The organism is Burkholderia sp. MSMB1835 (genome assembly GCF_001526365.1).
In the GTDB taxonomy this organism is placed as follows: Bacteria; Pseudomonadota; Gammaproteobacteria; order Burkholderiales; family Burkholderiaceae; genus Burkholderia.
The window spans coordinates 1-19,121 of sequence record NZ_LOYP01000043.1 but is presented as its reverse complement, the minus strand read 5'-3'; the positions used below and the strand labels follow the sequence as shown (position 1 = coordinate 19,121).

The window sequence follows — 19,121 nt, the reverse complement described above, 5'->3', positions numbered from 1 at the left end:
CCTCCAGTCATTGTCAGTATTTCTTTTCTTGCGATCTTTACTGCACAACGAGCCGGACAGGCTGACTTACCGGCTCACGAGCAACGGCTTTCACGCTGCACTTTAACCGAAAGCGATGGTCGCGCCAGCACTTTCCGCACGACCGTGCTCGAATGCGACAGGCGCTTGGCCCGCGCCGTCACGCAGCGTCGCCACGCAGCGCCGGGACGGGCGATCTGCGAGGGTCGGATCGTCCGACGAACGGCCGACGGCGAACGACCGGCAGCGTTCGGGCGCAACCGGTAAAATGCCGAACCATGAAACCCGAAATCTGGACCCCGCATGTGACGGTCGCCGCGCTCGTCGAGCACGCCGGCCGCTTCCTCGTGATCGAGGAAGAAACCTCGACGGGCCTGCGCATCAACCAGCCGGCCGGTCATCTCGAAGCCGGCGAAACGCTGGCCGACGCCGTGATCCGCGAAACGCTCGAGGAGACCGCGCGCCCGTTCACGCCCGACGCGCTCGTCGGCGTCTATCTCGCGCATTACGATCGCCCCGGCAGCGCCGGCGCGACCTACCTGCGCTTCACGTTCTGCGGCACCGCCGGCGAACCGGTCGCGGGCCATGTGCTCGACGACGGCATCGTCCGCACGCTGTGGATGACGGCCGACGAACTGCGCGCCTGCAGCGAGCGCCATCGCTCGCCCGCGGTGATGCGCTGCGTCGACGACTATCTCGCCGGGCGGCGCATTCCGCTCGATTTCGTGCACACGCACTCGGTCGCCCCGCGCCCCGAGGCATTCGAACGTCAGGCGGTCGGCAAATGAGCAAGCGCCGTGTAGTGGTGGGCATGTCGGGCGGCGTCGATTCGTCGGTGACCGCGTGGCTGCTGAAGGAACAAGGCTACGACGTGGTCGGCCTGTTCATGAAGAACTGGGAAGACGACGACGACGGCGAGTACTGCTCGACGCGCCAGGACTGGATCGACGTCGTGTCGGTGGCCGACCTGATCGGCATCGACGTGGAAGCCGTCAACTTCGCCGCCGAATACAAGGACCGCGTGTTCGCCGAATTCCTGCGCGAATACTCGGCCGGCCGCACGCCGAACCCCGACGTGCTGTGCAACGCCGAGATCAAGTTCAAGGCGTTCCTCGACCACGCGATGTCGCTCGACGCGGAGATGATCGCGACCGGCCACTACGCGCGCGTGCGCGAGCGCGACGGGCGTTTCGAACTGCTGAAGGCCTTCGATCATACGAAAGACCAGTCGTACTTCCTGCACCGGCTGAACCAGGCGCAACTGTCGAAGACGATGTTCCCGCTCGGCGAGATCCCGAAGACGAAGGTGCGCGAGATCGCCGCGCAGATCGGGCTGCCGAATGCGAAGAAGAAGGATTCGACCGGCATCTGCTTCATCGGCGAACGGCCGTTCCGCGATTTCCTGAACCGCTATCTTCCGACGAAACCCGGCCCGATGAAGACGCCCGACGGCAAGGTGGTCGGCGAGCACATCGGCCTCGCGTTCTATACGTTCGGCCAGCGCAAGGGCATCGGCCTCGGCGGCAGCAAGAGCGGCAGCGGCGAGCCGTGGTTCGTCGCCGCGAAGGACATCGCGTCGAACACGCTGTACGTCGTGCAGGGTCACGATCATCCGTGGCTGCTGTCGCGCGCGCTCGTCGCCGGCAACGTGAGCTGGGTCGCCGGCGAGCCGCCGGCGGACGGCTTCGCGTGCGGCGCGAAGACGCGCTACCGGCAGGCCGACGCGGCGTGCAGGTTCGGCCGGGCCGCGATAGGCCGGGCCGCGATAGGCCGGGCCGCGACAGGCGCCGCGGTAGCCGACCCGGCAGGCGAAGCGCGCTTCTCGCTCGCGTTCGACGACGCGCAGTGGGCCGTCACGCCCGGCCAGTCGGCCGTGCTGTACGACGGCGAGATCTGCCTCGGCGGCGGCATCATCGAGTTCGCGGCCACCGGCCAACCCGATCAGGCTGCGCCGGCCCACGCGCCGGCGCTCGCCGAAGCACGCTGACATCCATTCGGTTTAGACTTGCGGCACGCCGCGCCCGGCGGAACACGATTCCGCCACGGCCGGTGTGCCGCCTTCGCAGCGCACGCATGGCGGTATCTCAAGATTCTTATGGAGTCCCCATGCTTTCAAGACGCTACCTCGCGATGTGGTGTGCCGTGCTGCTGCTCGTCGCAGCAGCCGCGCTCGCGTCGGCCCACGTTCTTTCCTGGCTGTGGATCGTCATCCCCATCGCCCTCGTCGCGCTCGGCCTGTACGACCTGAACCAGGACCGCCACGCGATCCTCCGGAACTACCCGCTCTGGGGCCACTTCCGCTTCCTGTTCGAATTCATCCGACCTGAAATCCGCCAGTACTTCGTCGAGGACGACACCGACGAAAAACCGTTCTCGCGCGCGCAGCGCAGCCTCGTCTACCAGCGCGCGAAGAACGTCGCGGACAACCGCCCGTACGGCACCGAGCTGAACGTGAAGGCCGTCGCGCACGAATGGATCAGCCATTCGCTCGCGCCGACGAAGCTGCCGAGCCACGACTTCCGCATCCGCGTCGGCGCGAATCGCGCGCAACCGTACGACATTTCGATCTTCAACATCTCGGCGATGAGCTTCGGCTCGCTGTCCGCGAACGCGATCCGCTCGCTGAACCTCGGCGCGAAGAAAGGCGGCTTCGCGCACGACACCGGCGAAGGCTCGCTGTCGAAGTACCACCGCGAGCACGGCGGCGACATCATCTGGGAAATCGCGTCCGGCTACTTCGGCTGCCGCAACGACGACGGCACGTTCAACCCCGACAAGTTCGCGAAGCAGGCGGCCGATCCGCAGGTCAAGATGATCGAGGTGAAGCTGTCGCAGGGCGCGAAGCCCGGCCACGGCGGCGTGCTGCCGGCCGCGAAGATCACGCCGGAAATCGCCGAGACGCGCGGCGTGCCGATGGGCAAGGACTGCATCTCGCCCGCGACGCACTCGGAATTCTCGACGCCGCGCGGGCTGCTCGAATTCGTCGAGAGGCTGCGCACGCTGTCCGGCGGCAAGCCGACCGGTTTCAAGCTGTGCATCGGCCATCCGTGGGAATTCTTCGGGATCGCGAAAGCGATGCTCGAGACGGGCATCGTGCCCGACTTCATCGTCGTCGACGGCGCGGAAGGCGGCACGGGCGCGGCGCCGCTCGAATTCACCGACCACGTCGGCGTGCCGCTGCAGGAAGGGCTGCTGCTCGTGCACAACACGCTCGTCGGGATCGGCGTGCGCGATCGCGTGAAGCTCGGCGCGAGCGGCAAGATCATCACCGCGTTCGACATCGCGCGCACGCTCGCGATCGGCGCGGACTGGGTGAACTCGGCGCGCGGCTTCATGTTCGCGGTCGGCTGCATCCAGGCGCAGCACTGCCACACCGACCGCTGCCCGACCGGCGTCGCGACGCAGGACCCGGTGCGCCAGCGCGCGCTCGTCGTGCCCGACAAGGCCGAGCGCGTGTACAACTTCCACCGCAATACGCTGCATGCGCTGCAGGAACTCGTGCAGGCAGCCGGCCTCGCGCATCCGTCCGAGCTGCGCGCGCATCACATCGTGCAGCGGGTCGCGCCGCACGAGGTGCGGCTGATGTCGCAACTGCTGAAATACCTGAAACCCGGTGCGCTGCTCGACGGCCAGACCTGCGGCTTGTCCCTGTACGACAAGTGGTGGCCGATCGCGCGCAGCGATTCGTTCGCGCTCGGCGAAGCCGTGTACGCATCGATCGAGTGACGCGTGCGGCTGCCCCGCGCCGGCAGCGGCCGGCTCGGCAAAAAGAAAAGCGCCCCGCGGGGCGCTTTTCTTTCGTCTGCCGAATGCGTGAAGGCCGGGCCGCGGCTCAGTTCTGCGGCAGCGTATCGGCGAACGACTGTCGCTGCTGCAGCTTCACGAAGTGCTTGTCGAGGTTCGGGTGGCGATCGCGCCAGTCGAGCTCGGGCATCCGGAAATCGAGATAGCCGAGCGCGCAGCCGAGTGCGATGTCGGCGAGCGTGTAATGATTGCCGACGCACCACGTCTTGCCGCCGAGACCCTGCGACATCGCGACGAGCGCGTCGTCGATCTTGCGTTGCTGGCGCGCGATCCAGCTCGCGCTGCGCTGCCCTTCTTCCCGCAGCGTGTGTTCGAGACGGATCGCGACCGCCGCGTCGAGCACGCCGTCGCCCAGTGCTTCCCAGCAGCGCACTTCGACGCGCTCGCGGCCCGACGGCGGAATCAGCTTGCCGACCGGCGACAGCGTATCGACGTATTCGCAGATCACGCGGGAATCGAACACCGCGGCGCCATCCTCCATCACGAGGCACGGGACCTTGCCGAGCGGATTCGAGGCATGAATATCCGTCTCCGGCGCCCATACGTTCTCGAGCTCCAGCTTGTAGTCGATCTTCTTTTCAGCAAGCACGATCCGCGCCTTTCGGACGTACGGGCTGCTGAGCGAACCGATTAATTTCATCATCTGCCTTTTCAAGGGAACCGCCGAGAGTATACGTTGTCGCCGATCATAACCGGCACGCGCGGCCGGGTAGAAAATCGCCCGTCCGGCCTGTGGATGGTTTGCAACAACCGCCGCGCGGGCCTTGGCCGGAGCGGCTTGCGGCCCCACCCTCACGCACCGCGTCGCGCGGCGCTACAATCGCACGATGAATGCGCCCCTCGATACCGCCATTGCCGTCGACGTCTACCGCCAGCGCCGCGAACGCGTGCTTGCCGCACTGCGTGCCGCGGGCGGCGGCGTCGCCATCGTCCCCACCGCGCCGGAAATGCTGCGCAACCGCGATACGGCCTACCCGTACCGGTTCGACAGCTACTTCCATTACCTGACGGGCTTCACCGAGCCGGATGCCGTGCTCGTGCTGAACGCGGCCGCGCCGCACGGCGCGCCGGAATCGATCCTGTTCTGCCGCGGCAAGAACGTCGACCGCGAGATCTGGGAAGGCTTTCACTACGGGCCCGACGCCGCGCGCGACGCGTTCGGCTTCGATGCGGCATTCGCGGTCGACGTGATCGACACCGAAATGCCGCGCCTGCTCGCCGATGCGGGCACCGTGCACTACCGGTTCGGCGCATCGGCCGACTTCGAACGCCAGCTCGCAGGCTGGATCGACGCGGTACGCGCACAGGCACGCACGGGCGTCGCCGCGCCGGACGCGCTGCTCGACCTCACGCCGCTGCTCGACGACATGCGGCTCGTGAAGGACGAACACGAACTCGCGATCATGATGCGCGCCGCGCACATCTCCGCGCTCGCGCACCGCCGCGCGATGCAGGTGTGCCGCCCCGGCATCCGCGAATACGAGCTCGAGGCCGAGCTGCTGTACCTGTTCCGCAAGCACGGCGCGCAGGCGCCCGCGTACGGTTCGATCGTCGCGGCCGGCGCGAATGCGTGCGTGCTGCACTATCCGGCCGGCAACGCGGCCGCACGAGACGGCGACCTGATCCTGATCGACGCCGCCTGCGAACTCGACGGCTATGCGTCGGACATCACGCGCACGTTCCCGGCCAACGGCCGCTTCTCGCCCGCGCAGCGCACGCTGTACGACATCGTGCTCGCCGCGCAGCAGGCCGCGATCGACGCGACGCGCGCCGGCGTGCCGTTCGAGGCGCCGCACGACGCGGCCGTGCGCGTGCTCGCGCAGGGGCTGCTCGACACCGGCATCATCCCGAAAACGCGCTTCTCGAACGTCGACGACGCGATCGCCGAGCGCGCGTACACGCGCTTCTACATGCATCGCACCGGCCACTGGCTCGGGATGGACGTGCACGACTGCGGCGACTACCGCGAGCGGCTCGCCGCGCGCGACGCCAACGGCGCGCTGCCGTGGCGCACGCTGAAAGCCGGCATGACGCTCACCGTCGAGCCCGGCCTGTACGTGCGCGCGGCCGACGACGTGCCGCCCGAATACTGGAACATCGGCATCCGCATCGAGGACGACGCGATCGTGCGCGAGCACGGCTGCGAACTGATCACGCGCGACGTGCCGGTCGCGGCCGACGAGATCGAGGCGCTGATGCGCGAGGGCGCCGCGCACGGCGCGTGAGCGGCCGCGTGCCGCCGGCGACTGCCTGGACCGCTTGAACCGCTTCGACTGCCAACACCGTTTCACGAACCCTGATGACGACCGCTTCCCCCTCCGCCACGCCGGATTACGACCTCGCCATCGTCGGCGCAGGCCCCGTCGGGCTCGCGCTCGCCGGCTGGCTCGCGCGCCGCAGCGCGACGCAGCATGCATCGATCGCGCTGATCGATGCGCGCGACCCGGCCGCGAGCGCGAACGACCCGCGCGCGATCGCCGTGTCGCACGGCAGCCGCGTGCTGCTCGACACGCTCGCGTGGCCCGCCGACGCCACGCCGATCGAACATATCCACGTGTCGCAGCGCGGCCATTTCGGCCGCACGCTGATCGACCGCGACGAGCACGCCCTCGCCGCGCTCGGCTACGTGGTGCGCTACGGCTCGATCGTGCAGGCGCTCGCGAATGCGGTGCGCGGCACGCGCGTCGACTGGCTCACGTCGACCACCGCGCGCGCGCCGCAGCAGGACGCCGACGGCGTCGCGCTGACGCTCGACGGCCCGCAAGGCGAGCGCACGCTGCGCGCGCGCATCGTCGTCAATGCCGAAGGCGGGCTGTTCCACGAACAGCAGGCCGATACGGGCAAGCATCGCCGCGACTACGGACAGACCGCGCTCGTCGGCACGGTCACGGTATCGGCGCCGCGCCCGAACGTCGCGTGGGAACGCTTCACGCACGAGGGCCCGCTCGCGCTGCTGCCGCTCGGCGGCCCGCGTCAGGCCGATTACTCGCTCGTCTGGTGCTGTACGCCCGACGAAGCGGCGCGACGTGCCGCGCTGCCCGACGATGCGTTCCTGCGCGAGCTCGGCAGCGTGTTCGGCGAACGCATGGGCGAATTCGTCGCGATCGCCGGGCGCGCGTCCTTCCCGCTCGGCCTGAACGCCGCGCAGACGCTCGTCAGCGGCCGCGTCGCGATCGTCGGCAATGCCGCGCAAACGCTGCACCCGGTGGCGGGCCAGGGGCTCAACCTCGGGCTGCGCGACGCGCACACGCTCGTCGACGCACTGTCCGCACAAGGCTTCGAAGCGACCGCGCTCGCGACCTTCAACGCGCGCCGCGCGCTCGACCGGCGCTTCACGATCGGCGCGACCGACACGCTGGCGCGCCTGTTTACGATCGACTCGGGCCCGCTGCCGCTGCTGCGCGGCGCCGCGCTCACCGCGCTCGAGTTCGTGCCGCCGCTCAAGAAGGCGATCGCGCGCCAGATGATGTTCGGCCAGCGTAGCTGACGCGCGGCACACCGCATGGCGCGCCCGGGCAAACCAGGCAAACCGGGTCAAATCGGCGGGGCATGGGAATACGGTAAAATGCCCGCTTTCCGTCTTCCCTTCCCCTGCCCGCGCTCGTCGCGGGCGGCGCCATTGCGATGCCCGTTATCGGCTCTCACGTATTGCGTAACAACCTGTTCGTCGCCCCGATGGCCGGGGTGACGGATCGTCCGTTCCGCCAGCTGTGCAAACGGCTGGGGGCCGGTTACGCCGTGTCCGAGATGGTCGCGTCCAACGCGCAGCTGTGGAAAAGCGCGAAGACGATGCGGCGCGCGAACCACGAAGGCGAAGTCGAGCCGATCGCGGTGCAGATCGCCGGCGCCGATCCGGCGATGATGGCCGAGGCGGCCCGCTACAACGTCGACAACGGCGCGCAGATCATCGACATCAACATGGGTTGCCCGGCGAAGAAGGTCTGCAACGTCGCGGCCGGCTCCGCGCTGCTGCAGAACGAGCCGCTCGTGCAGCGGATCGTCGAGGCCGTCGTCGCGGCGGTCGGCACGGGGCCCGACGCGGTGCCCGTCACGCTGAAGATCCGCACCGGCTGGGACCGCGAGCACAAGAATGCGATCACGGTCGCGCGCCTGGCCGAAGCGGCCGGCATTTCGATGCTCACCGTGCATGGCCGCACGCGCGCCGATCTGTATCGCGGCGACGCCGAGTACGACACCATCGCGGCCGTGAAGGCGGCCGTGCGGATTCCGGTCGTCGCGAACGGCGACATCACGTCGCCCGCCAAGGCGAAGGCCGTGCTCGACGCAACCGGCGCCGATGCGCTGATGATCGGTCGCGCCGCGCAAGGCCGGCCGTGGTTGTTCCGCGAAATCGATCATTTCCTGCAAACCGGCGAGCTGCTGCCCCCGCCGCGGATCGACGAGATCCAGCACGTGATGAACGAACACCTGGAAGACCACTACGCTTTCTATGGCGAATTCACCGGCGTCCGTACTGCGCGCAAGCACATCGGCTGGTACACTCGCGGCCTTTCCGGTGCCAACGGGTTCCGGCACCGAATGAACACGCTCGATTCCACCCGCGAGCAGCTCGCCGCCGTCAATGCATTCTTCGAGGCGCAAAAGGCGCTGTCGGACCACCTCGTCTACGTCGACGACGAAGCGGAAAACAGCCAGGGCGAGTCGGACGACCATAACCAGTTAGCAGCATGAGCAAGCACAACATCGAACAATGTGTCCGCGAGAGCCTGGACGTGTATTTCCGGGATCTAGACGGCTCCAATCCGCACGACGTCTATGAAATGGTGATGTCCTGCGTCGAAAAGCCGATGCTCGAGGTCGTGCTCGTACAGGCCGGCGGCAACCAGTCGCTCGCCGCCGAGTACCTCGGCATCAATCGCAATACGCTGCGCAAGAAGCTGCAGCAGCACGGCCTGCTGTAGGCGGCCGTCCCGTCCCCGTTTCCCTGGCTATTGGTGGTTCCATCATGATCAAGCAAGCGCTCATTTCCGTTTCCGACAAGACCGGCATCGTCGACTTCGCGAAGTCGCTGTCCGACCTCGGCGTCAAGCTGCTGTCGACGGGCGGCACCGCGAAACTCCTCGCCGACGCCGGCCTGCCCGTGACCGAAGTGGCCGATTACACGGGCTTCCCGGAAATGCTCGATGGGCGCGTGAAGACGCTGCACCCGAAGGTACACGGCGGCATCCTCGCCCGCCGCGACCTGCCCGAGCACATGCAGGCGCTCGAACAGCATGGCATCCCGACGATCGACCTGCTCGTCGTGAACCTGTATCCGTTCGTCGCGACGATCGCGAAGGACGACTGCACGCTCGCCGACGCGATCGAGAACATCGACATCGGCGGCCCGACGATGCTGCGCTCGGCCGCGAAGAACCACCGCGACGTGACGGTCGTCGTCGATCCGGCCGACTACGCGGTCGTGCTCGACGAAATGAAGGCGAACGGCAACACGGTCGGCTACCCGACCAACTTCCGCCTCGCGACGAAGGTGTTCGCGCACACCGCGCAATACGACGGCGCGATCACGAACTACCTGACGAGCCTGACCGACGAGCTGCAGCACGCATCGCGCAGCGCGTACCCGGCCACGCTGAACATGGCGTTCGACAAGGTGCAGGACCTGCGCTACGGCGAAAACCCGCACCAGAGCGCCGCGTTCTACCGCGACCTCGCGGCGCCGGCCGGCGCGCTGGCGAACTACCGCCAGCTGCAGGGCAAGGAACTGTCGTACAACAACATCGCGGATTCGGACGCGGCGTGGGAATGCGTGAAGACGTTCGACGCGCCGGCCTGCGTGATCATCAAGCATGCAAACCCGTGCGGCGTCGCGGTCGGCAACGACTCGGCAGACGCGTACGCGAAGGCGTTCCAGACCGACCCGACCTCGGCATTCGGCGGGATCATCGCGTTCAACCGCGAAGTCGACGAAGCGGCCGCGCAAGCCGTGGCGAAGCAGTTCGTCGAAGTGCTGATCGCCCCGTCGTTCTCCGACGCCGCGAAGCAGGTGTTCGCCGCGAAGCAGAACGTGCGCCTGCTCGAAATTGCGCTCGGCGACGGCCACAACGCATTCGACCTGAAGCGCGTGGGCGGCGGCCTGCTCGTGCAGTCGCTCGACGCGAAGAACGTGCAGCCGAGCGAGCTGCGCGTCGTCACGAAGCGCCAGCCGACCGCGAAGGAAATGGACGACCTGCTGTTCGCATGGCGCGTCGCGAAGTACGTGAAGTCGAACGCGATCGTGTTCTGCGGCAACGGCATGACGCTCGGCGTCGGCGCCGGCCAGATGAGCCGTGTCGATTCCGCGCGCATCGCGAGCATCAAGGCGCAGAACGCGGGCCTGACGCTCGCCGGCTCGGCCGTCGCGTCGGATGCGTTCTTCCCGTTCCGCGACGGCCTCGACGTCGTCGTGGCGGCCGGCGCGACTTGCGTGATTCAGCCGGGCGGCTCGATGCGCGACGACGAAGTGATCGCGGCGGCCGACGAGCATGGCATCGCGATGATCCTGACGGGCGTGCGCCACTTCCGTCACTGACCGCAGCATGCGGCCCGCGCGGCCGCTGCACGAAAACCCGGCGGCATCCCCTGCGCCGGGTTTTTTATTGCGCGGCGCCTTCGCGTCGGCCCGGGCGGCCGGCTTGCCGCACCATTCGTTGTAGTATCGCTGCATCACGCCATTCTCCTCACTCATGCGAATTCTCGGCATCGACCCCGGCCTGCGCGTCACCGGCTTCGGCGTCATCGACGTCAGCGGCCACCGGCTCGCCTATGTCACGAGCGGCGTGATCCGCACGCCGACGGCCGATCTGGCCACCCGCCTCGGCACGATCTTTCAGGGCGTCTCGACGATCGTGCGCGAACACGCGCCCGACCAGGCCGCGATCGAAAAGGTGTTCGTCAACGTGAACCCGCAGTCGACGCTGCTGCTCGGCCAGGCGCGTGGCGCCGCGATCTGCGGCCTCGTCGCGGGCGGGCTGCCGGTCGCCGAATACACCGCGCTGCAGCTCAAGCAGGCCGTGGTCGGCTACGGCCGCGCGACCAAGACGCAAATGCAGGAAATGGTCACGCGGCTGCTCAACCTGTCCGGCCAGCCCGGCTCCGACGCGGCCGACGCGCTCGGCATGGCGATCTGCCACGCACACGGCGGCAACACGCTCAGCACGCTGGGCGGCCTCGCGCCGGCGCTCGCGCAGAAAGGGCTGCGCGTGCGGCGCGGCAGGCTGGTCGGCTGACGCCGCCGCGCGCCGCGGCCCGGCACGTCGGCTCGACCGCGTTGGCGCCTTGACCGCCCTACCCACGCCCGACATGCTCGCGACGCGCGCCGCTTCGGGCCGACGGACGCGCCCCATCGGCATTGCGCCGCGCGTGCGCTACACTCGCGCTTTCTTCCTCGCATCCCGTCCTCCATGATCGGTCGCATCGCCGGCATCCTGCTCGAAAAGAACCCACCTCATCTGCTAGTCGACTGCAACGGTGTCGGCTACGAAATCGACGTGCCGATGAGCACCTTCTACAACCTGCCGCAAACGGGCGAGCGCGTCGTGCTGCTCACGCAGCAGATCGTCCGCGAGGACGCCCACCTGCTGTACGGCTTCCTGACGCCCCAGGAACGCACGACCTTCCGCGAACTGCTGAAGATCACCGGCATCGGCGCGCGCATGGCGCTCGCCGTGCTGTCCGGCATGAGCGTTCAGGAGCTCGCGCAAGCGGTGACGATGCAGGACGCCGCCCGCCTCACGCGCCTGCCCGGCATCGGCAAGAAGACGGCCGAGCGCCTGCTGCTCGAACTGAAGGGCAAGCTCGGCGCCGACCTCGGCGCGCTCGCCGGAGCCGCATCGCCGTCCGACCACGCGACCGACATCCTCAACGCGCTGCTGGCGCTCGGCTACTCCGAGAAGGAAGGCCTTGCCGCAATCAAGAACGTGCCGGCCGGCACCGGCGTGTCCGAAGGCATCAAGCTCGCGCTGAAGGCGCTGTCGAAGGCGTAACGCGCGGTCGCTCCGGCCGTCGAAGCCAGTGTCGCGCCGCCGCGCGGCGCTCGCCAGTCGGCCGTTCGGCCAGGTGGTCCGCGCGTCGTCGCGCGGTACAATGGCCGCATGATTGAAACCGACAAACTCGCCACCGAGCAGCGGATCATCGCCGCCACGCCTGCCTCGTCGCACGAGGAGGTGTTCGAACGTGCGTTGCGGCCGCGCCAGCTCGACGACTACGTCGGCCAGGAAAAGGTGCGCGGCCAGCTCGAGATCTTCATCGAAGCCGCGAAGCGCCGCTCCGAGCCGCTCGATCACGTGCTGCTGTTCGGGCCACCGGGGCTCGGCAAGACGACGCTCGCGCACATCATTGCGCGCGAGATGGGTGTGAACCTGCGCCAGACGTCAGGCCCCGTGCTCGAGCGCGCGGGCGATCTCGCCGCGCTGCTGACGAACCTCGAGGCGAACGACGTGCTGTTCATCGACGAGATCCACCGGCTGTCGCCGGTCGTCGAGGAAATCCTGTATCCGGCGCTCGAGGATTACCAGATCGACATCATGATCGGCGAAGGGCCGGCGGCGCGCAGCGTGAAGCTCGACCTGCAGCCGTTCACGCTGGTCGGCGCGACCACCCGCGCGGGGATGCTGACCAACCCGCTGCGCGATCGTTTCGGGATCGTCGCGCGCCTCGAGTTCTACGACGCCGATCAACTGTCGCGCATCGTGCGGCGCTCGGCGTCGCTGCTGAATGCGCAGATCGATCCGAACGGCGCGCTGGAAATCGCGAAGCGCGCGCGCGGCACGCCCCGGATCGCGAACCGTCTGCTGCGCCGCGTGCGCGACTTCGCGGAAGTGAAGGCCGACGGCCAGATCACCGCGGCCGTGGCCGATGCCGCGCTCGCGATGCTCGACGTCGACCCGGTCGGCTTCGACCTGATGGACCGCAAGCTGCTCGAAGCGATCCTGTACAAGTTCGACGGCGGCCCGGTCGGCATCGACAACCTCGCGGCGGCGATCGGCGAGGAGCGCGATACGATCGAGGACGTGCTCGAACCGTACCTGATCCAGCAGGGCTTCCTGCAGCGTACGCCGCGCGGCCGGGTCGCGACGCTGCTCACGTATCGCCACTTCGGGCTGTCGGTACCCGATGCGCGCCGCATCACCGAGCACGACGCGTGGGATACCCCCGACGGGAAGTAATCCGTCGCCGCGCCGCACCCGCCATGACGACGCCGCCCAGCCGCCACCCCACCGCACCCGTGCCGGGCCCGCGCTGGGCCGAGCCGATCCGCCAGCGGCTCGTGGCCGGTATCACGCACCTGACGGCCGGCGGCGGCGGCCCGTCGATCGATCTCTCTTCACCGCCCGGCGACCCGGGGCTGTTCGGCCCCGACGCCGTCTGCTGGCGCGTGCATGCCGATTTCACGTCGATGATGACGGGCGGCATCGCCGCGCTGCTGCTGCAGGCGCTCCACCCGCTCGCGCTCGCGGGCGTCTGGGATCATTCGTCGTTCCGCACCGACATCTTCGGCCGCTTGCGGCGCACCGCCACGTTCATCACGGGCACGACGTTCGGCAGCCGCGCGGACGCGCTCACGCTGATCGAGCGCGTGAAAACGATCCACACGCGCATATCAGGTACCGCGCCCGACGGCCGGCCGTACCGCGCCGACGATCCGGCGTTGCTCACCTGGGTGCATGTCGCGGAAGTGTCGAGCTTCCTCGCCGCGCATCTGCGTTACGTGAATCCCGCGCTGCCGGGCGAACTGCAGGACCGCTATTACGCGGAGACGGCGCTGATCGCCGAGCTCCTCGGCGCTCGCGAGATTCCGCGTTCGCGCGCCGAGGTGGCCGCTTATCTCGCGCGCATGCTGCCCGAACTCGAAGCCGGGCCGCGTACCTTCGAAGTCATGTCCATCCTGCTGAATGTGCCGGTCGCGAAGCCCACGCTGCGGCCTGCCGCGTCGCTGGTGATGCATGCCGGGATCGACCTGTTGCCGCCGTGGGCGCAGCGCATGCTCGGCGTGTCGACCTTCGCGCCGTTACGGCGCGCGGTGGTCCGACCCGGCATACGCGCCATCGCGCCCGTGCTGCGCTGGGCGCTCGTGAACGGCGCGTCGAAGCGTGCGCGCCGCCGCGCGACGGCCACGCCGTCCGACGGCACCCCGCCTGCCTGACGATCAGCTTGTTCGGATCATTTCAATTTGCTGTCAAATAGCAGTGGCAAACTGACTGGCTTGCACCCGCGCACGGTCGCACGTCCTGCTCGTCACGCGCGACCGTGACCCGCGCGGTGTCCCGCCCACCCGACCGACGCCCGATGCCCGCGATGCCACGCCTGCCGATCCGTTTCGCCCTTGCCGCCAGCCTGTCCACCGTCTTCGCGCTCGCCGCGTGCGGCGGCGACGATGTCGCCGCCGTCGCGCGCACGGACGCGCAACCGCCGTCCGGCGGCACGACGACGACGCCGGCGCCCACGCCGCCCGCCACCACCACGCCGCAGCCGGGCAAATGGAAGGCTGCCCGCGTCGGCGACCTGATCGACGTCACGCTCGGCGACCTCCATCCGACGCAGGGTGCGATCGGCTACGACCAGATCTACTACAAGCTCGGCCGCTACGAACTCCAGCCCGACAAGAAATTCGACGACTTCTGCGCGGACGAAGGCCTCGGCGGCGTCACAGCGAGCGGCTACACGGCCAAATCGTCGCTGCGCGATCCGGCGAGCTACACGTGCGCGACGACCGACGCGAACGCGCGCGACCGCTCGGTGCTGAACCCCGTCGTGATCGGCCCCAACGGCGATACGCTGTACCTGACCGACGGTCATCACGGGCTGTCGACCTATTACGAAACGCCCGACGGCGGCCCGACGCTGCACGTGCACGTCGTCGTCAAGGACAACCTCGGCGACTATTCGGGCGACGCGTTCTGGCAGCAGATGCAGAGCCGCGGCTATCTGCGCCTGAAGAACGGCGACGGCAAGCCGATCACGACCGCGCAACTGCCGACCGGCCTCGGCCTGACGCTCGGGATGACGAACGACCGCTACCGCTCGCTCGTCTATTTCACGCGCGACATCGGCTACAGCAAACCCGCACAAGCGACCGACTACCTCGAGTTCTACTGGGCCGACTGGCTGCGCGCGCAGCCGGGCACGTTCGCGTTGGCCGGCTACGACCTGACGCGGCTGGGCACGACCGATCCCGATCCGGCGAAGGCCGACACGGGCTACCTGAATGCGGTCTGGAATGCGTCGACGCGGATGGTCGCGGCCACCGACCCCGTGATCGACGGCAAGACGGGCGCCGACCTCGGGCGCGCCGATGCGATCAACGGCGGGAAGAAATACAGCAAGGGGGAATTCGACAAGCTGCGCCAGCCGATCACGGCCGACAAACCCGGCAAGATCGCATACGCGCTCGACTACAAGACGCGCCACGGGCTGCCGCAGTAAGCGTCACGCGCAAGGCAACGCAACCCCGAGGCCGGCCATGCCGGACGGGGTTGGCGTACTCAGAGCACCTTGCGGTATCCGTCGTCGTCGCTCGCGGCGTCGAGATGCGACACGTCGGCCCACCGCACGACCTGCGCACGGCCGTCCACGTAATCGACGACGTTGATGCTGGTGTTGAGCAGCTGATAGTTACGCGGCGCCGACAACTCGATCCCGTTGGCGAAGCGATACACGCAATCGAGCACGCCGCCGTGCGCGACGCACGCGATCCGGCCGCCCGGATGCGCGGCGACGATCGGTTCGAGCGCATGCAGCACGCGGTGATAGAACTGGCGCTGCGACTCGCCGCCTTCCGGCGCGAAACCCGGATCGCGCGTCTGCCAGGCCGCGTACGCGTCCGGAAACAGCGCTTCGATCTCGGTGCTGTCGTGCCCCTGGAACGCGCCGTACGACCGTTCGCGCAACCCTTCGCGCAGCAGCAGCGGCAGCCCGAGCACATCGGCGAACGGTTGCGCGGTCTGTTGCGCGCGCATCAGGTCGCTCGAATACACCGCGTCGATCCGCGCGCCGTCGCGCGCCTCGCGCCCGAGCCGGGCCGCCAGCCGCTGCGCCTGCGCGAGCCCCGTGTCGGCCAGCGGAATGTCGATATGCCCCTGGATGCGCTTGATGCGGTTCCAGGCCGTCTCGCCATGGCGGATGAAAAGAATCTGCGTAGTGGCCATCGCGGCGCGCCTCCGGGGAAGAATCAGGGCCGCACTTGCAGCCAGAACGTCACGGGACCGTCGTTGACGAGCGACACCTGCATGTCGGCGCCGAACTCGCCCGTCTCGACGACGGGATGGCGCGCCCGCGCGGCCGCGACGAAATAGTCGAACAGCCGCGCGCCTTCGTCCGGCGGCGCGGCCGGCGTGAAGCTCGGCCGCAGCCCGCTGTTGGTGTCGGCCGCGAGCGTGAACTGCGACACGAGCAGCAGGCCGCCTGCACGGCCTTCGCCGTCAATGTTCGACACCGGCAGGTTCATCTTGCCGGCCGCGTCACTGAACACGCGATAGCCGAGCAGCTTCGCGAGCAGCTTGTCGGCCGCGGCCTCGGTATCGCCGCGCTCCGCGCAGACGAGCGCGAGCAGGCCCGCGCCGATCTCGCCGGTCGTGCGCTCGCCGACGCGCACGTCGGCGCGCTTCACGCGCTGGATCAGCGCGATCATGCGGTCAGCGTGACGCGCGCGAAGCGGCGCTTGCCGACCTGCACGACGAACTCGCCGGCCTCGACCTTCAGGCCCTTGTCGGACACGGTCGCGCCGTCGATCTTCACGCCGCCCTGCTCGATGTTGCGCAGCGCTTCGCTCGTCGACGGCACGAGGCCGGCCTGCTTCAGCAACTGACCGATCGCCAGCGGCGCGCCGGCCAGCGTGACCGACGGAATGTCGTCCGGCACGCCGCCCTTCGCGCGGTGGTTGAAGTCCTCGAGCGCGCGCTCGGCGTCGGCCTGCGAGTGAAAGCGCGCGACGATTTCCTGCGCGAGCAGCACCTTGAAGTCGCGCGGGTTGCGGCCGCCTTCGGCGTCGCGCTTGAAGCCGGCGATTTCTTCGATGCTGCGGAACGACAGCAGTTCGAAGTAACGCCACATCAGCGTGTCCGAGATGCTCATCAGCTTGCCGAACATGTCGGTCGGCTTCTCGCTGATGCCGACGTAGTTGCCCTTCGACTTCGACATCTTCTCGACGCCGTCGAGCCCTTCGAGCAGCGGCATCGTCAGGATGCACTGCTGTTCCTGGCCGTACTGCTTCTGCAGCTCGCGGCCGACCAGCAGGTTGAATTTCTGGTCGGTGCCGCCGAGCTCGAGATCGGCGTTCAGCGCGACCGAATCGTAGCCCTGCATCAGCGGGTACAGGAATTCGTGAATCGAGATCGGCACGCCGCCCTGGAAGCGCTTCGTGAAATCCTCGCGCTCGAGGATCCGCGCGACCGTGTAGCGCGACGCGAGCTTGATCATCCCGTCCGCGCCGAGCGGCATCGACCATTCGCTGTTGTAGCGGATCTCGGTCTTGTCGCGATCGAGCACGAGCGCGGCCTGCTCGAAGTAGGTCTTCGCGTTCGCTTCGATCTGCTCGCGCGTGAGCGGCGGCCGCGTCGCGTTGCGGCCCGACGGATCGCCGATCAGCGACGTGAAATCGCCGATCAGGAAGATCACCGTGTGGCCGAGGTCCTGCAGCTGGCGCATCTTGTTCAGCACGACCGTATGGCCGATGTGGATGTCGGGCGCGGTCGGGTCGAGGCCGAGCTTGATGCGCAGCGGCGTGCCCGTGGCTGCGCTGCGCGCGAGCTTCTGCGCGAACTCTTCCTCGATCAGCAGCTCGTCGACGCCGCGCTTCGTGACGGCGAGCGCATGCCGGACTTCGTCGGTGATCGGGAAAACGGGCTTGGAACTGGGTTCGGTGCTCATCGGTGCCAGGAAGAATGTCGCAAAAACAGGGATTTTCCCATAACTTGCGCGCGCATCGCTTAACGACGCGCCACGTTGCGCGGATAATCGGGCGCAAGGCGCGCGGCACCGGCCCGCGCCGCACGATCGAGGAGAACCCAACGTGCCGCAACGACCGCCGCAGAATGCCCATCCGGCAGACGGCATCTACTTCGGGCTGATGTCGGGAACCAGCATGGACGGCGTCGACGGCGTCGCCGTGCGTTTCGAGGCCGGCCGCGCGCCGGCCGTGCTCGCGGAAGCGTTCGTCGGCTTCGCGCCATCGCTGCGCGACGCGCTGTTCGCGCTGCAGCAGCCCGGCGACAACGAGATCGACCGCGAATCGCTCGCGGCGAATGCGCTCGTCACGCGCTATGCGGTGTGCTGCCATGAATTGCAGCGTACGGCCGGACTGGCGCGCGACGAGATTCGCGCGATCGGCGTGCACGGCCAGACGGTGCGCCATCGCCCCGAGCGCGGCTATACGCGCCAGCTCAACAATCCGGCGCTGCTCGCCGAGCTGACCCAGATCGACGTGATCGCCGATTTCCGCAGCCGCGATGTGGCCGCGGGCGGCCACGGCGCGCCGCTCGCACCCGCCTTCCATGCGACGGTGTTCGGCGCGCCGGGCGAAACGCGCGTCGTCTGCAATCTCGGCGGGATCAGCAACATCACGATCCTGCCCGACACGGGCGGCGAAGTGCGCGGCTTCGACTGCGGCCCCGCGAATGCGCTGATCGACGCATGGGCGACGCGCCATCTGGGCAAGCCGTACGACGACGGCGGGAAGTTCGCCGCACGCGGCAGCGTCCGCGCGCCGCTGCTCGACGCGTTGCTCGACGAACCGTATTTCATCGCGCCGCCGCCGAAAAGCACCGGACGCGACCTGTTCAATCCCGCCTGGCTCGATGCGAAGCTCGCCGCGTTCCCGCAGGTTGCGCCGGAGGATGTGCAGGCGACGCTCACCGCGCTCACCGCGGTGTCGGTGGCGCGCGAGATCGCGCAGCACGCGCCGGGCTGCAAGGCCGTCTTCGTATGCGGCGGCGGCGCACGCAATCCGGTGCTGCTCGACGCGCTCCGGCACGCGCTGCGCGAGGCCGGCGTGCCGGCCACCGTCGATACGACGGCCGCGCTCGGCGTACCGCCGCAGCAGGTCGAAGCGCTCGCGTTCGCGTGGCTCGCGTACCGCTTCACCGCGCGCCAGCCCGGCAATCTCGCGAGCGTGACGGGTGCCGCCGGCGAGCGCGTACTCGGCGCGCTCTATCCGCGCTGAAGCGATACCCGCTGCGCGGCGGGCGCTGCAAGGCGAGCGCGCATGAAAAACGGGGCATCAAGCCCTAATGCCGTTCAGTTAAGGTTCCGAGTCAAGTATCGAACGGTGTAGCGGAACGGTCTGGACTTGACGGCCCGAGCGC

At 68.4% G+C, this 19,121-nt stretch carries 18 protein-coding genes; 14 read left to right on the top strand and 4 right to left on the bottom strand.

Annotated features, from left to right (window positions below; genetic code table 11):
* Positions 1 to 296 precede the first annotated feature (296 nt).
* From WS96_RS18990 to WS96_RS18980, 3 genes are all read left to right on the top strand, one after another.
* Complete coding sequence (locus tag WS96_RS18990; protein WP_059834564.1) at positions 297 to 806, top strand: NUDIX hydrolase; 510 nt, start codon at positions 297 to 299, stop codon at positions 804 to 806.
* Positions 803 to 2,005: a tRNA 2-thiouridine(34) synthase MnmA gene (gene mnmA, locus WS96_RS18985; protein WP_059834562.1), complete on the top strand. Its 1,203-nt coding sequence runs from the start codon at positions 803 to 805 to the stop codon at positions 2,003 to 2,005. The genes WS96_RS18990 and mnmA overlap by 4 nt, the downstream gene beginning before the upstream one ends.
* Before the next feature lie 119 nt (positions 2,006 to 2,124).
* A complete protein-coding gene (locus WS96_RS18980) occupies positions 2,125 to 3,744 on the top strand; it encodes an FMN-binding glutamate synthase family protein (RefSeq protein ID WP_059824515.1) in 1,620 nt (539 codons plus the stop codon).
* 106 nt (positions 3,745 to 3,850) lie between these two features.
* Here WS96_RS18980 and WS96_RS18975 read toward each other — a convergent pair whose 3' ends face one another.
* The gene (locus WS96_RS18975; RefSeq protein WP_027783574.1) at positions 3,851 to 4,465 is read right to left on the bottom strand and encodes a glutathione S-transferase family protein; all 615 of its coding nucleotides are present in this window, start codon (positions 4,463 to 4,465) and stop codon (positions 3,851 to 3,853) included.
* Between the two features lie 184 nt (positions 4,466 to 4,649).
* Between WS96_RS18975 and WS96_RS18970 the strand changes: the two genes are divergently transcribed.
* From WS96_RS18970 to WS96_RS18925, 10 genes are all read left to right on the top strand, one after another.
* Positions 4,650 to 6,047 carry an aminopeptidase P N-terminal domain-containing protein gene (locus tag WS96_RS18970; RefSeq protein WP_059779219.1) on the top strand — a complete coding sequence of 466 codons (1,398 nt, stop codon included), beginning with the start codon at positions 4,650 to 4,652 and terminating at the stop codon, positions 6,045 to 6,047.
* A 74-nt stretch (positions 6,048 to 6,121) separates the two neighbouring features.
* Positions 6,122 to 7,309, top strand: a complete 1,188-nt coding sequence (locus tag WS96_RS18965; protein ID WP_059834561.1) for a UbiH/UbiF/VisC/COQ6 family ubiquinone biosynthesis hydroxylase — start codon at positions 6,122 to 6,124, stop codon at positions 7,307 to 7,309.
* Positions 7,310 to 7,446: 137 nt separating this feature from the next.
* A complete protein-coding gene (gene dusB / locus WS96_RS18960) occupies positions 7,447 to 8,514 on the top strand; it encodes a tRNA dihydrouridine synthase DusB (protein ID WP_034206429.1) in 1,068 nt (355 codons plus the stop codon).
* Complete coding sequence (locus WS96_RS18955; RefSeq protein WP_006476892.1) at positions 8,511 to 8,744, top strand: Fis family transcriptional regulator; 234 nt, start codon at positions 8,511 to 8,513, stop codon at positions 8,742 to 8,744. Before dusB ends, WS96_RS18955 begins: the two co-directional genes overlap by 4 nt.
* 44 nt (positions 8,745 to 8,788) lie before the next feature.
* Positions 8,789 to 10,354: a bifunctional phosphoribosylaminoimidazolecarboxamide formyltransferase/IMP cyclohydrolase gene (gene purH / locus WS96_RS18950; RefSeq protein WP_034206428.1), complete on the top strand. Its 1,566-nt coding sequence runs from the start codon at positions 8,789 to 8,791 to the stop codon at positions 10,352 to 10,354.
* A 154-nt stretch (positions 10,355 to 10,508) separates the two neighbouring features.
* Positions 10,509 to 11,051 carry a crossover junction endodeoxyribonuclease RuvC gene (gene ruvC, locus WS96_RS18945; protein ID WP_006476894.1) on the top strand — a complete coding sequence of 181 codons (543 nt, stop codon included), beginning with the start codon at positions 10,509 to 10,511 and terminating at the stop codon, positions 11,049 to 11,051.
* A 174-nt stretch (positions 11,052 to 11,225) separates the two neighbouring features.
* Positions 11,226 to 11,807: a Holliday junction branch migration protein RuvA gene (gene ruvA / locus WS96_RS18940; protein ID WP_021162490.1), complete on the top strand. Its 582-nt coding sequence runs from the start codon at positions 11,226 to 11,228 to the stop codon at positions 11,805 to 11,807.
* A 108-nt stretch (positions 11,808 to 11,915) separates the two neighbouring features.
* The gene (gene ruvB / locus WS96_RS18935) at positions 11,916 to 12,989 is read left to right on the top strand and encodes a Holliday junction branch migration DNA helicase RuvB (protein ID WP_059500998.1); all 1,074 of its coding nucleotides are present in this window, start codon (positions 11,916 to 11,918) and stop codon (positions 12,987 to 12,989) included.
* Positions 12,990 to 13,012: 23 nt separating this feature from the next.
* Positions 13,013 to 13,966, top strand: coding sequence for an oxygenase MpaB family protein (locus tag WS96_RS18930; RefSeq protein WP_059779210.1), 954 nt, complete (start codon positions 13,013 to 13,015; stop codon positions 13,964 to 13,966).
* Positions 13,967 to 14,109: 143 nt separating this feature from the next.
* On the top strand, positions 14,110 to 15,246 hold the full coding sequence (locus WS96_RS18925; protein ID WP_082720301.1) for a ParB/Srx family N-terminal domain-containing protein: 1,137 nt from the start codon (positions 14,110 to 14,112) through the stop codon (positions 15,244 to 15,246).
* A gap of 59 nt (positions 15,247 to 15,305) precedes the next feature.
* Here the strand turns inward: WS96_RS18925 and WS96_RS18920 are convergent, their stop codons facing one another.
* Genes WS96_RS18920 through tyrS form a run of 3 tightly spaced genes read right to left on the bottom strand, consistent with a single transcriptional unit; the run spans position 15,306 to position 17,688 of the window.
* Entirely contained in the window at positions 15,306 to 15,968 is a 663-nt protein-coding gene (locus tag WS96_RS18920; RefSeq protein WP_034206425.1) for a histidine phosphatase family protein, read from the bottom strand.
* A gap of 23 nt (positions 15,969 to 15,991) precedes the next feature.
* Positions 15,992 to 16,450, bottom strand: coding sequence for a D-aminoacyl-tRNA deacylase (dtd, locus tag WS96_RS18915; protein ID WP_059834559.1), 459 nt, complete (start codon positions 16,448 to 16,450; stop codon positions 15,992 to 15,994).
* Positions 16,447 to 17,688: a tyrosine--tRNA ligase gene (tyrS, locus tag WS96_RS18910; protein WP_034206423.1), complete on the bottom strand. Its 1,242-nt coding sequence runs from the start codon at positions 17,686 to 17,688 to the stop codon at positions 16,447 to 16,449. The genes dtd and tyrS overlap by 4 nt, the downstream gene beginning before the upstream one ends.
* 142 nt (positions 17,689 to 17,830) lie before the next feature.
* Here tyrS and WS96_RS18905 point away from each other — a divergent pair, with 142 nt between their 5' ends.
* The gene (locus WS96_RS18905) at positions 17,831 to 18,979 is read left to right on the top strand and encodes an anhydro-N-acetylmuramic acid kinase (protein ID WP_059834557.1); all 1,149 of its coding nucleotides are present in this window, start codon (positions 17,831 to 17,833) and stop codon (positions 18,977 to 18,979) included.
* Positions 18,980 to 19,121 lie beyond the last annotated feature (142 nt).

Excerpts from the sequence above, each read along its gene's own strand:
- WS96_RS18925 (WP_082720301.1), top strand. The coding sequence starts at position 14,110 with ATGCCCGCGATGCCACGCCTGCCGATCCGTTTCGCCCTTGCCGCCAGC.
- dusB (WP_034206429.1), top strand. The coding sequence starts at position 7,447 with ATGCCCGTTATCGGCTCTCACGTATTGCGTAACAACCTGTTCGTCGCC.
- ruvA (WP_021162490.1), top strand. The coding sequence starts at position 11,226 with ATGATCGGTCGCATCGCCGGCATCCTGCTCGAAAAGAACCCACCTCAT.
- purH (WP_034206428.1), top strand. The coding sequence starts at position 8,789 with ATGATCAAGCAAGCGCTCATTTCCGTTTCCGACAAGACCGGCATCGTC.
- WS96_RS18965 (WP_059834561.1), top strand. The coding sequence starts at position 6,122 with ATGACGACCGCTTCCCCCTCCGCCACGCCGGATTACGACCTCGCCATC.
- ruvC (WP_006476894.1), top strand. The coding sequence starts at position 10,509 with ATGCGAATTCTCGGCATCGACCCCGGCCTGCGCGTCACCGGCTTCGGC.
- mnmA (WP_059834562.1), top strand. The coding sequence starts at position 803 with ATGAGCAAGCGCCGTGTAGTGGTGGGCATGTCGGGCGGCGTCGATTCG.
- tyrS (WP_034206423.1), bottom strand. The coding sequence starts at position 17,688 with ATGAGCACCGAACCCAGTTCCAAGCCCGTTTTCCCGATCACCGACGAA.
- WS96_RS18970 (WP_059779219.1), top strand. The coding sequence starts at position 4,650 with ATGAATGCGCCCCTCGATACCGCCATTGCCGTCGACGTCTACCGCCAG.
- WS96_RS18990 (WP_059834564.1), top strand. The coding sequence starts at position 297 with ATGAAACCCGAAATCTGGACCCCGCATGTGACGGTCGCCGCGCTCGTC.
- WS96_RS18955 (WP_006476892.1), top strand. The coding sequence starts at position 8,511 with ATGAGCAAGCACAACATCGAACAATGTGTCCGCGAGAGCCTGGACGTG.
- dtd (WP_059834559.1), bottom strand. The coding sequence starts at position 16,450 with ATGATCGCGCTGATCCAGCGCGTGAAGCGCGCCGACGTGCGCGTCGGC.
- WS96_RS18975 (WP_027783574.1), bottom strand. The coding sequence starts at position 4,465 with ATGATGAAATTAATCGGTTCGCTCAGCAGCCCGTACGTCCGAAAGGCG.
- ruvB (WP_059500998.1), top strand. The coding sequence starts at position 11,916 with ATGATTGAAACCGACAAACTCGCCACCGAGCAGCGGATCATCGCCGCC.
- WS96_RS18930 (WP_059779210.1), top strand. The coding sequence starts at position 13,013 with ATGACGACGCCGCCCAGCCGCCACCCCACCGCACCCGTGCCGGGCCCG.
- WS96_RS18920 (WP_034206425.1), bottom strand. The coding sequence starts at position 15,968 with ATGGCCACTACGCAGATTCTTTTCATCCGCCATGGCGAGACGGCCTGG.
- WS96_RS18980 (WP_059824515.1), top strand. The coding sequence starts at position 2,125 with ATGCTTTCAAGACGCTACCTCGCGATGTGGTGTGCCGTGCTGCTGCTC.